The organism is Caloramator australicus RC3 (assembly GCF_000297115.1).
In the GTDB taxonomy this organism is placed as follows: Bacteria; Bacillota; Clostridia; order Clostridiales; family Caloramatoraceae; genus Caloramator; species Caloramator australicus.
The window spans coordinates 26310-38061 of the sequence record NZ_CAKP01000027.1 but is presented as its reverse complement, the minus strand read 5'-3'; the positions used below and the strand labels follow the sequence as shown (position 1 = coordinate 38061).

Here is an 11752-nt window from a genome sequence, read left to right as displayed (position 1 = left end):
ATTAGAATACGCAACAACAAACAGAGATGGATATAGGGTATACAAATCAAATCCGGAAGTATGCAAGAACTGCCCATATTTAAGCATGTGCACAAGCAGTAAAAATCAACACAAAAATAGTCAATCGACATATATGGGAAGGATATCTAGAAGAAGTAGAACATTTGAGACATACATACGAATGCAAAGAACTATATAAAGATAGAAGCAAAACCATAGAGAGGGTATTTGCCGACTTGAAGGAGAAGCATGGTTTGCGATGGACAACACTAAGAGGGATAGAAAAAGTGTCCATGCAAGCGATGCTTGTTTGTGCTTGCTTTAATTTAAAGAAGATGGCAAATTGGATGTGGAAGAAGGGACAAAACGGCCCTGGAAAGGGCAAAAATTTCTTTGTATTTATAAAATATTTATCAAAAATGCTTGTAAAAATACTCAAACCCCACTTTTCGTTTTTTGAAAAGTGGGGTTTGTCGACGGTCTGAAGGCTGCATTGTATGCAGCCTCAGACTGTTGAAAAAGTTGTTTTTTGATAAGCCCTGTGAAGGATTTCCCTGGCATTTGCTCATTTCGCTAAGCAATTCTAAGCTTTTCTTTGTTTTCAAAAGTCCTACCCTCGTGAGCCGACATCCGTGTCGGCCACTCGGCTCTGCACGTCCGTGTGCAGAATTACGGACTTTTGAAAAGTCGAAAAGCAAGAATTGCTAGAGCTTATGAGAGATGCCTTTTTGAAATCCATTCACAGGGCTCTTGCAAAGTCTGAACACCAAAGAGAGTTTGTCTACAATCTGAGGCTGCATTGTATGCAGCCTATATTATTTGAAGTATAAGGAATTTTAAATATAGGGTTTCGCCAGAGTTCCAAAGGATTGGATGGTCCTTGGATTGGGTCCTATATTCAACTTGCCTTATAGTTTTTTTGGCATCTATTGCAGCATCCATGATAACTTGATAAAAAAGCTCTGGGGTTAAATGATGTGAGCAAGAAGCTGTTACCAAAAATCCTCCGGGTTTTAAAAGCTTCATGGCTCTTAAGTTTATTTCTTTGTATCCCCTCATTGCACTTTCTACAGTATCTTTACTCTTTGTAAATGCTGGTGGGTCAAGGATAACTACATCGAATTTTCTTCCTTCCTTTGACCATGGGTGAAGAACATCAAAGGCGTTGTGGGCTTCAAATTTACATATATCCTGGAACCCATTAAGTTCAGCATTTTTTCTTGCAAATTCAACGGCATGTTCAGAAATATCTATTCCAAGAACACTTTTTGCACCATATCTTGCGGCATGCAGGGAAAATGAGCCGGTATGGCAAAAACAGTCTAAAACATCAGCATCCTTTACAATGTCCTTAATGGCAGCTCTATTTTCCTTTTGATCTAGGAAGTAACCTGTCTTTTGGCCGTTTTCTATGTCAACATAGAATTTAACGCCATTTTCTTCGGTAATTATTGTAGTATCAAAGGGTTCTGTTAAAAATCCCTTTTGTTGATTAAGACCCTCAAGTTCCCTAACAGGAACGTCGTTTCTTTCATATATGCCCTTTGGATTGAATATTTCCTTTAAAACTTTTACTATAATATCTTTGTATTTATCAATTCCAAGGGCAAGGGTTTGAACAACAAGATAATCGCTATATTTATCAACGATAAGGGCAGGAAGAAAATCAGCCTCACCAAACACTACTCTACAGCATGTGGTTTCTATAACCTTTTTGCGATAGTTCCAGGCATCTAAAATTCTTCTTCTGAAAAAATCTTCGTTTATTTCTTCATCTTTGTTTCTTGTTAGTATTCTTACTGTAATCTGGGATTTAGTGTTTATGTAACCTTTGCCTATAAATTTGCCTTTAAAATTGTAAACTTCAACTATATCTCCGTTTTCAAAATCGCCTTCTATTTTATCAATTTCACCAGAAAAAATCCAAGGATGCCCCATTTCAGCTCTTAATCCTTTTTTAGATTTTAGAAAGACCTTTGCCATGAAGATTCCTCCATTTATTTTTTAATTATTTTTATGTTTATTTACATAATCTCTAATAATCATCATTTCTTCAGATTTTAATGCTATAAATTCACCACCTGCAATATATTCTCCATCTTCAACTTTAGTCCAGACGATTTTTACCAATACTCTAAATGGTATATTATCCTCTATTCTAAAATAAAATGATAGAAAGCTTTCATTTGGAATAAAAAAATTTGACCTTACACATATACCAGCTTCAGAAATATCACACACATAAAGCTTAGCATTATCATCAAGAAAAGTTCTTTTTTCATTATTTAAAATTAAGGTAGGATATAGAATTTGACAGTCCATTTTGACCCTTTCAAATTTTCTACGTTCTTTATAATTCATATAACCACCCCAATCCCTATCTATATTTTTATTATACATGAGAAACAATATACATTAAATATAAAAAATTGTAAAAAATAAAATTAGAATGGAGGGATTTTATGACGAACTATTTAGGAGTTAAAACTTTTTTTATAATGCTTGCAGTAGATATACTAATTGTTCTTGTTACCTTCTTTTTGTTTTCTAAATTAATACCCGGTGATAAAAGACATAGGATATGGGAAAAATATATAAGCTCCTTTTCAAGGTTTGTAATTTATCTTTTTTTAGTTACGGTTATAATAAACGTGATAACAGCTTTAATAGTCTACTCTTTAAGATATCAAAAATACTTAAATTATATTGCTCCAGCAGTTCAATCTGTTCTTATAGGATTTATTGCTTCATGTGTTCCAAGGCGTGGTGTGGAGGAAAAAAAGCCTTAAGCTTATCAACCCATAAATAAAACCCATTCACCAGACAATGGCTGATCTCAATTTCAAAAAGTAACGCCTAATATATGTGGCACTTTTAGATGAAAAATCTAAAAAGTGCCCTATATTTTTTGACTTTATTGAATTAATATATCCTTCTTGGTATAATTTTAAAAAAAAGAAAGGGGGAAGGTGTATGAAGGTTGTTGCCTTTAACGGAAGCCCAAAAAAGGAAGGAAATACATATCATGCTATAAAAATTGTAGCAGAGGAACTTGAAAAGGAAGGAATTGAAGCTGAAATAGTCCATGTTGGAGATAAAATTATAAGAGGCTGCATAGCCTGCGGGATGTGCTACAAAAATAAAAATGAAAGATGCATAACGGATGACGAGGTAAATGAATGGATTCAAAAGATGAAAAACGCTGATGGGATAATTTTAGGCTCACCAGTTCACTATTCCGGCATTGCTGCAACCATGAAGGCCTTTTTAGACAGAGCCTTTTATGTTGCATCAGCAAATGGAGGGCTTTTTAGGCATAAAGTAGGAGCTTCAGTAGTTGCTGTGAGACGTTCAGGTGGGGTTACAACCTTTGAACAGCTTAACAATTATCTTCTTTATTCAGAAATGCTCATTCCAACGACAAACTATTGGAATGTAATTCATGGTGCAAAGCCTGGGGAAGTTTATCAGGATGAAGAGGGAGTTCAGATAATGAGACTTCTTGGCAAAAACATGGCATGGCTTTTGAAATTAAAAAAGAGTGGAGAAGGTATAGTCCTTGAGCCTGAAAAGGAGAAAAAGATTTTTACTAATTTTGTTCGCTGATACTAAATAGGCAAAAATTCCACAAAAAAACACTTGAAAAAATAAAAAAAATGTCTTATAATTTATTTTGTCGATAGCGGGGTGTGGCGCAGATGGGAGCGCGCGTGGTTTGGGACCATGAGGTCGCAGGTTCAATCCCTGTCACCCCGACCATAGGTTTAGCCTTAAGGCTAAACCTTATTTTATAATCTCATAAGGAAATTTTTACCGGGGCGTAGCGCAGGTGGTAGCGCGTGTGGTTCGGGACCATAAGGTCGCAGGTTCGAGTCCTGTCGCCCCGACCAAAATGGCCTGTGGCTTTATAGCTTACAGGTCTTTTTTACTTTCACTTATTAAGAATTTTATTTACTTAAATGACTAAAAATTTTTATATATTGGTAGGAAATAAACACATTGGGGAGAATAAATTTAGTAAGAGATAAAAATGTGAGGTGGCGATATGGATAATCATAAAAGAACAGCAATTATAACGGGTGGAGGTCAAGGAATAGGAAGGGGAATAGCTAAAAGACTATTAAAAGAAAATTATAACGTCATAATTGCAGAAATAGATAAAGAGGCAGGAGAAGAAACGGAAAGGGAATTGAGCTCATTAGGCAACATTAAATTTATTCACTGCGATGTATCGAAGGAGGATGATGTTAAAAAACTTATTGAAGAAACGGTAAAAATTTTCGGTGAAATTGACGTTTTAATAAACAACGCTGCAATTTCAATAAATAAGTCTATAACAGAACTTAGCCTCGATGAGTGGAACAGGGTAATTGGAGTAAACTTGACTGGTGCATTTTTATGTTCAAAATACTGTGCACCCTACATAAAAGAAAGAAAAGGCTCCATAATAAACATAGCTTCAACAAGGGCCTTCATGTCGGAACCGAATACCGAGGCCTATTCAGCATCAAAGGGGGGAGTATTTGCCCTAACCCATGCCCTGGCCATAAGCCTTGGGCCTGATGTAAGGGTAAACTGTATAAGTCCAGGATGGATTGAGGTTAGCCACCTTAAGAAGCAAAGCCAACGATATATCGCAAATTTAACGGAAATGGACCATAAGCAACATCCAGCAGGAAGAGTTGGCAACGAGGATGATATAGCATCGCTAGTTTTATTTTTAATCGATCCACAAAATTCCTTCATAACAGGTGCAAATTTCATAGTTGATGGAGGCATGACAAGGAAGATGATTTATGTGTAAAAATAAATAATTTATAGAAAGAAGGTCTTATTATGAAAAAAGGTGCTGTTGTTTATTTTTCCCTTGATGGGGATACAGAGTTTGTGGCAAATAAGATTGCTGAAAGGACAGGATTTGAAATTATAAAGATAAAGCCCTTAAAAGAGTTTAAGTATAAGGGATTTTGGAAGTTCTTTTATGGTGGAAAGATGTCCCTTTTTGGAGAAAGGCCGGAGGTTGAGGGAGTGCCTAATTGGGAGTTTTACGATACAATATTTTTAGGGACTCCAATTTGGGCAGGAAGACCTTGTCCATATGTGCTATCTTTTATTGAAAATCATCCTTTAAATGACAAGAAGATATACCTATTTTCGACCTTTGCAGCGGACGAGAAAAAGGCTTATGAATATTTCACCAAAAAAATGAATTTGATTATCTCTGATGAAATTGGCTTTAAGGATTCTTTTATAAAAAATAAAATAGAAGTTGAAAAAAGAATAGAGAATTGGCTCAAGGGGCTCATATGAGCCCCTTATTTATTGCACCCCAAAGATAAAGGGATAATATAGTTCTGTAGGGTTTAAATTTCGATGTAAAATCCAAAAGAAATTCCTTTGGTGGGAGACCTTCAAGTTTAAAAAGCCATTGGACGGCTTTTTGAAGGCCTAAATCGTTCATTGAAAAAACATCCATCCTTCCTAATGAAAATATTAAAAACATTTCTGCTGTCCATTTGCCTATACCTTTGACTTTAATAAGTTCATCTATTATTTCTTCATCTGAAAGGGAATCTATTATATCAAGGTTTACAGCTCCTTCATTGACCTTTTCTGCGAGATCCTTAATATATGCTATTTTGCTTTTAGAGAGTCCTATGCTTTTTAAAGTTTCAAAAGGAGCGTTTATAATATTGTCGCAGTTTATGTCACCTAAAATAAAAACAAGTCTATTCCAAATAGTTTCAGCAGCCTTCATCGAAAGCTGTTGACCTACTATAGATTGAACTAAAGAAGAAAAATAATTTTTGCCAAGATCTAATTGTATTTCTCCAACCCTTTCTATAAGTTCCTTTACTCTTTTATCCTTAATTGATATGTATTTAACTATTGGATCGGTGGGATTTAAGTGGATTCTATTCATATTAACACCATCCTTTAATGTAAAGTTATAATTATTTTATCATAATTTCTACTTTTATTTGACAATACTAATATCAAATATTATAATTTTATATAAATATTAAAAGACTATGATGGGAAGAGTAGATATGGGACGTAGTCATAGCGAGTCGGTGGCGGTGGAAGACCGATACGAAGCCTATATTGAAGAACATCCCGGAGTTTCTTACCGAAATCGTAAGAGAGTAGGCTAAGACGTGGCTGGAACGTTAAATCCAGGGGGTATGTTAGTACCTTCAAAGAGGCCATTTTGGCAATTTGGGTGGCACCGCGGAAGTTAAGCCTTTCGTCCCATTTAGGGATGAAGGGCTTTTTAATTTGTAAAAACATACAGGAAAGGGAGGATAAACATGTTTGAGGTTGAAGTAAAGGAACTTTATAGACATCAAGAAAAGTATCTAAATCAAGAGGTTAAAGTTAGCGGCTGGATAAGAACAGTTAGAAGTTCTAAAAGCTTTGGATTTATTGAGCTTAATGACGGAACCTTCTTTAAAAATCTTCAAATTGTATTTGACGAAAAAATAGATAATTTTAAGGAAATTGAAAAGCTTCCCATTAGTTCATCAATAACTGTGGAAGGTAAGTTGGTTGAAACACCCGGTGCAAAGCAGCCCTTTGAAGTTCATGCGGATAGGATAGTAGTTGAAGGATATTCCCATTCTGATTATCCGCTACAAAAGAAAAAGCATTCCTTTGAATACCTAAGGACTATAGCCCACCTAAGACCAAGGAGCAATACCTTTTCAGCAGTATTTAGGGTAAGGTCAGTTGCAGCCTATGCTATTCATAAGTTCTTCCAAGAAAGAGGCTTTGTTTATGTTCATACTCCAATAATAACAGGAAGCGACTGCGAAGGCGCAGGACAAATGTTTAGAGTAACTACCCTTGATCTTAATAATCTTCCAAGAAAGGAAGATGGTTCAATTGATTTTTCTGAAGACTTTTTTGGCAAGGAAACAAATCTTACAGTTTCAGGACAATTAGAAGCAGAAGTTTATGCCCTTGCCTTTAAAAAGGTTTATACCTTTGGACCAACCTTTAGAGCAGAAAATTCAAATACACCAAGACATGCATCGGAGTTTTGGATGATTGAGCCAGAGATTGCCTTTGCTGATCTTAACGATTATATGGACCTTGCAGAGGATATGGTTAAATATATAATCAGCTATGTTCTTGAAAATTGCCCAGAGGAGATGGAGTTTTTCAATAATTTCATTGACAATACATTATTTGAAAGATTAAATAATGTTGTTAATTCAGAATTTGCAAGAATAACATACACAGAAGCAATAGAGCTTTTGAAAAAATCAGGAGAGAACTTCCAATTCCCAGTTGAATGGGGATGCGACCTACAAACAGAACATGAAAGATATATCACAGAAAAAATATTTAAAAAGCCAGTATTTGTAACTAATTATCCAAAGGATATAAAGGCCTTCTATATGAGATTGAATGATGATGGAAAGACTGTTGCAGCAGCAGACCTTTTGGTTCCTGGAGTTGGAGAGATAATCGGAGGAAGCCAAAGGGAAGAAAGATACGATGTGCTTTTAAACAGAATAAGAGAGCTTGGAATGAAAGAGGAGGACTACTGGTGGTATCTAGAACTTAGAAAATACGGTGGAACAAAGCACGCAGGATATGGCCTTGGTTTTGAAAGAATGATAATGTATCTAACAGGGATGAGCAACATAAGGGACGTTATCCCATTCCCAAGAACCCCAAGAAATGCTGAATTCTAAAGTGACAGGCACTTGACATTTTGACTTTTTGACATTACTATAATTTACCAACACCTTTTTAGATGAAAAGTCTAAAAAGGTGTTTTTTATTTATAGAATATACTTGAAAATAATGGTAAAAGGACTTAAAATATTATTAAAAGACGTGCACATATTGTGCACCAATGGAGGGGTCGGGATGAAAAGATTTGCCTTTATTATTCATCCAATTGAATATACTGATGTTAGCAGAAAATTTAAGTTTCTAAAAAATCTTTCAGAAAAAAATGTTGAGAGGATAATAAAATTTTTACCTCCTATAAAAATATCTAAAATAACAGGGGTAAAAAGTGAATTTTCAGAAACAGAAGGTTATTTTATAGCCGTTCCTTTAACATCAAATCAGATGTTATCCTTACCTGAAGATTATGTTTTAAAAAGAATAATAAAGGCGGCAAAGATGGCAGAAAAATTGGATGTTGACATTGTAGGCCTTGGGGCTTTAACATCGGTTGTTGGGGATGCCGGAATAACTATCGCTAAAAACGTAAACATCGCGGTAACATCTGGAAATAGCTTAACCGTTGCAACAGCTGTTGAAGCAACAAAAAAGGCAGTCGATATTATGGGTAAATACTTAGATGAATGCAATGTTGCTGTAATCGGCGCAACAGGGTCCATAGGAAAGGTTTGTGCAGAACTTTTATTACCAAAATCAAAAAATATGTTCCTTGTTGCAAGGAATATGGAAAGGTTAAAGGAATTTGCAAATAAATTAGAAGGAAACTACAACAAAAAAGTTTATGTAACTTCGGATATAAAGGAAGCCCTGCAAAATGCAGACGTTGTTATAACCGTATCAAGTTCTAAAGATGCCATTATCGAGGCAGAATATTTAAAAAAGGGAGCAATAGTTTGCGATGTTGCAAGGCCAAGGGATGTTTCAAAGGATGTAGCAAAAAAAAGGCAGGATGTATTAATAATAGAGGGCGGAGTCGTTGAAATCCCTGGAGATGTAAACTTTAATTTTAACTTTGGTTTTCCACCAAAAACAGGATATGCCTGCATGGCTGAAACCATGCTCCTTGCTTTAGAGGGAAGAATTGAAAACTATTCCTTAGGAAGGGATTTGAGCCTTGATAGGGTTAAAGAGATACATAATCTTGCTAAAAAGCATGGCTTTAAACTTGCTGGCTTTAGAAGTTTTGAAAGGCCTGTTACAAAGGAAGACATCGAAAGGGTAAAAAGATTAGCTTTTTCCAAAGCATAAGCCCTGCATTATACAGGGCTTACTTTTTTAAAAACATTTCACCGATTTTATAAACATCTCCGGCACCCATTGTTATTAAAAGGTCCCCTTCTTTTAGCTCACCTTCTAAATAGTTTACTATTTCATCAAAATCCTTGATGTATATAGAGTCAACGCCGTGTTTAACAACTGCATCCGAGAGCATTTTAGAATTTACAAGTCCGGTATCCTTTTCCCTTGCGGCATATATATCGGTAAGAATAAGTTTGTCAACTCCTAAAAAGGCAGTTGAAAATTCATCGAATAGAGTATATGTTCTTGTATATGTGTGGGGTTGAAATACGCAGTATATTTTTTTATGAGGATAGTTTTTAGCAGCTTTAATTGTAGCCTTTATTTCTGCAGGATGATGAGCATAGTCATCTATCACAACTATTCCATTCTTTTCACCTTTTTTCTCAAATCTTCTATGGGTTCCTTTAAATTCTAAAAGGCTGTTTTTAATTGTTTCAACATCAATTCCTAAAAAGTGCCCACAGGCGATAGTAGCTAGAGCATTAAGGACATTATGTTCACCTGGAATAGATAGCTTAAAATCACCATATAGTTTATCGTTTAGATTAACTTTAAAGGAGGCACATCCCTTTTCGTCATATCTTATTTCTACTGCCTGAAAATCTCCCCTGTTTATCCCGTAGGTCAATTTATTGCATTCTAAGTCTTTAAAAATTTCTATGACGTTTTTATCTTCAGCATACCCAACAACAAGACCATCCTTAGGAATAAGTTTACCAAATTTTAAAAAGGCCTCTTTTATATGATTAATGTCCTTATAATAATCTAAATGATCTGCATCGATGTTTAAAATTACACCAATAAAAGGGTAGAATTTTAAAAAGCTTTCTTTATATTCACAGGCTTCTGTAACAAAGTATGGACTTTTACCTACCCTAACATTTCCACCTAATATATCAACCTCTCCGCCTATCATTAAAGTAGGATCAAGATTAGCCCTTAATAGCATCAATGAAACTAAAGAGGTTGTTGTGGTTTTACCATGAGTTCCAGCAATTGCCACACCTTTTTTGTATCTTTTCATTATTTGTCCCAAAAATTCGGCTCTATCGTAAATTATCAATTTCCTACTTCTTGCCTCCATAAGTTCAGGATTATCATCCTTTACAGCTGCAGTATAAACAACAATATCTGCATCTTCAATATTTTTAGCATCGTGTCCAATAAATATTTTTGCACCCATTGCTTGTAACTTATCAGTAAGGTGGGATTTAGCCCTATCAGAACCAGAAACCTTGTAGCCGTATTCTAAAAGTATTTCAGCAAGGGCACTCATGCTTATTCCACCAATTCCAATAAAATGAACCTTTTTATCAAAATCCCTTTCAAGATCAAACATCCTATCACTCCTAAACAAAATTTACATAACATTATTTTATATTTTAAATTATAATATATCAATAAAATATTGGTAATCGTTGAAAATCAGACTCGTTTTTTTTACAATTAGATTAGATAGTTTAGAATTTGCCATTATAAAATATGTATAAAAATAAAAAATTATGATAAAAATATTTAAGTGAATAGGATGTGGGAAAAATGGAAAGACTAAACAGGAAAGAAAGGGTAGCGGCTATACTTAAAATATTATCAGATAATCCTAACAAAGTAATAAGTTTAAGTTTTTTTCAAGAAAATTTTAGTATGGCTCGATCAACTTTAAGTGAAGATGTTACTATACTTAAAAAAGTTGTTGAGGATATTGGAGTTGGAAGCGTTGAAACTGTGGCTGGACCAACAGGTGGAGTTAGATTTGTGCCTTCTTTAAGGGAAGAAGATAGACAAAGCTTTTTAAAAGAACTTTGTGAAAGTTTAAAGAATAAAGACAGGATTATGCCTGGGGGTTTTTTATATACAAATGATTTAATCTTTTCTCCGGAAATCACAAATAAACTAGGCATTATTTTTGCAAGTTATTTTAGGGATAAAGAACCCGATTATGTTCTTACCGTAGAAACTAAGGGTATTCCAATAGCCATGATGACTGCAAGATATTTGAATGTTCCTTTAGTTATAGTAAGAAGGGAAAACAAGGGGGCAGAAGGCCCTACTGTAAGCATAAATTATGTTTCAGGTTCAAAAAGGCAAATTCAAACCATGAGCCTTCCTAAAAGGGCAGTAAAAAAGGGAAGCAAAGTAGTATTCATAGACGATTTTATGAGGGCCGGGGGGACAGCAAAGGGAATAATAAAATTAATGGAGGAGTTTGAGTCTAAAGTTGTCGGAGTTGGAGTATTTATAGAGGCTAAGACTGAAAAGAAGTTAGTTCAAGATTACATATCTTTACTTATACTGAATAATGTCGATGAAGAAAGGGAAATAATTGATGTAAAACTTAAAAACAATTAATTCTCCAATTTAACTTGGAGAATTAATATAAAAATTTTTCGAAATATTCACAATTTTAAGCAGGAATTTGAAAAAAAATGAAGAATATATTAATTAAGCAACATGGAAGGTGGTGAATTTTATGCAAATTACCGATGTTAGAGTAAGAAAGGTTATGAACGAAGGGAAGATGAAGGCTATTGTATCAGTTACCTTTGACAACGAATTTGTGGTTCATGACATCAAAGTAATAGATGGACAAAATGGATTATTCATAGCAATGCCATCGAGAAAAACACCAGATGGTGAGTTTAAGGACATTGCTCATCCAATAAACACACAAACAAGAGAAAAGCTTCAAGCAGCCATCCTTGCAGAATATGAAAAGGTAAAGAACATGCCTGAAGAAAATGAATAA

12 protein-coding genes, 2 tRNA genes, 1 pseudogene and 1 other annotated feature are annotated in these 11752 nt (G+C 34.7%); of the genes and pseudogenes, 11 read left to right on the top strand and 4 right to left on the bottom strand.

Going from position 1 to position 11752, the window contains the following annotated elements; genetic code table 11:
• Window positions 1–485 (top strand): annotated as a pseudogene (locus CAAU_RS14520) (transposase); the annotation flags it as partial.
• A gap of 325 nt (window positions 486–810) precedes the next feature.
• Here CAAU_RS14520 and CAAU_RS03250 read toward each other — a convergent pair.
• Entirely contained in the window at window positions 811–1983 is a 1173-nt protein-coding gene (locus tag CAAU_RS03250) for a class I SAM-dependent rRNA methyltransferase (protein WP_008908013.1), read from the bottom strand.
• A 21-nt stretch (window positions 1984–2004) separates the two neighbouring features.
• Window positions 2005–2361: a PilZ domain-containing protein gene (locus CAAU_RS03245; RefSeq protein WP_008908012.1), complete on the bottom strand. Its 357-nt coding sequence runs from the start codon at window positions 2359–2361 to the stop codon at window positions 2005–2007.
• A 101-nt stretch (window positions 2362–2462) separates the two neighbouring features.
• Between CAAU_RS03245 and CAAU_RS03240 the strand changes: the two genes are divergently transcribed.
• The 6 genes from CAAU_RS03240 to CAAU_RS03215 all read left to right on the top strand — a co-directional run bounded on the left by CAAU_RS03240 (window position 2463) and on the right by CAAU_RS03215 (window position 5310).
• Complete coding sequence (locus tag CAAU_RS03240) at window positions 2463–2789, top strand: hypothetical protein (RefSeq protein ID WP_008908011.1); 327 nt, start codon at window positions 2463–2465, stop codon at window positions 2787–2789.
• Window positions 2790–2973: 184 nt separating this feature from the next.
• A complete protein-coding gene (locus CAAU_RS03235; protein WP_008908010.1) occupies window positions 2974–3606 on the top strand; it encodes a flavodoxin family protein in 633 nt (210 codons plus the stop codon).
• Window positions 3607–3683: 77 nt separating this feature from the next.
• Window positions 3684–3759, top strand: a tRNA-Pro gene (locus CAAU_RS03230).
• 55 nt (window positions 3760–3814) lie between these two features.
• Window positions 3815–3890, top strand: a tRNA-Pro gene (locus CAAU_RS03225).
• 155 nt (window positions 3891–4045) lie between these two features.
• Entirely contained in the window at window positions 4046–4804 is a 759-nt protein-coding gene (locus tag CAAU_RS03220; protein ID WP_008908009.1) for a glucose 1-dehydrogenase, read from the top strand.
• A gap of 32 nt (window positions 4805–4836) precedes the next feature.
• The gene (locus CAAU_RS03215) at window positions 4837–5310 is read left to right on the top strand and encodes a flavodoxin family protein (RefSeq protein WP_008908008.1); all 474 of its coding nucleotides are present in this window, start codon (window positions 4837–4839) and stop codon (window positions 5308–5310) included.
• On the opposite strand, the gene CAAU_RS03210 is transcribed toward CAAU_RS03215, so the two are convergent.
• Entirely contained in the window at window positions 5303–5923 is a 621-nt protein-coding gene (locus tag CAAU_RS03210; RefSeq protein ID WP_008908007.1) for a DNA-3-methyladenine glycosylase family protein, read from the bottom strand. The two genes, CAAU_RS03215 and CAAU_RS03210, sit on opposite strands and share 8 nt — an antisense overlap.
• A 100-nt stretch (window positions 5924–6023) precedes the next feature.
• Window positions 6024–6258 (top strand) — a binding site (T-box leader).
• A 53-nt stretch (window positions 6259–6311) separates the two neighbouring features.
• On the opposite strand from CAAU_RS03210, the gene asnS reads away from it, so the two are divergent.
• Together asnS and CAAU_RS03200 are read left to right on the top strand one after the other, a co-directional pair.
• Window positions 6312–7703: an asparagine--tRNA ligase gene (gene asnS / locus CAAU_RS03205; RefSeq protein ID WP_008908006.1), complete on the top strand. Its 1392-nt coding sequence runs from the start codon at window positions 6312–6314 to the stop codon at window positions 7701–7703.
• A gap of 178 nt (window positions 7704–7881) precedes the next feature.
• Window positions 7882–8952: an NAD(P)H-binding protein gene (locus CAAU_RS03200; RefSeq protein WP_008908005.1), complete on the top strand. Its 1071-nt coding sequence runs from the start codon at window positions 7882–7884 to the stop codon at window positions 8950–8952.
• 19 nt (window positions 8953–8971) lie between these two features.
• Here the strand turns inward: CAAU_RS03200 and murC are convergent, their stop codons facing one another.
• Window positions 8972–10345: a UDP-N-acetylmuramate--L-alanine ligase gene (murC, locus tag CAAU_RS03195; RefSeq protein WP_008908004.1), complete on the bottom strand. Its 1374-nt coding sequence runs from the start codon at window positions 10343–10345 to the stop codon at window positions 8972–8974.
• 200 nt (window positions 10346–10545) lie between these two features.
• Here murC and purR point away from each other — a divergent pair, with 200 nt between their 5' ends.
• Both purR and spoVG read left to right on the top strand, forming a co-directional pair.
• Window positions 10546–11355, top strand: a complete 810-nt coding sequence (gene purR / locus CAAU_RS03190) for a pur operon repressor (RefSeq protein WP_008908003.1) — start codon at window positions 10546–10548, stop codon at window positions 11353–11355.
• 121 nt (window positions 11356–11476) lie between these two features.
• The gene (gene spoVG, locus CAAU_RS03185) at window positions 11477–11752 is read left to right on the top strand and encodes a septation regulator SpoVG (RefSeq protein WP_008908002.1); all 276 of its coding nucleotides are present in this window, start codon (window positions 11477–11479) and stop codon (window positions 11750–11752) included.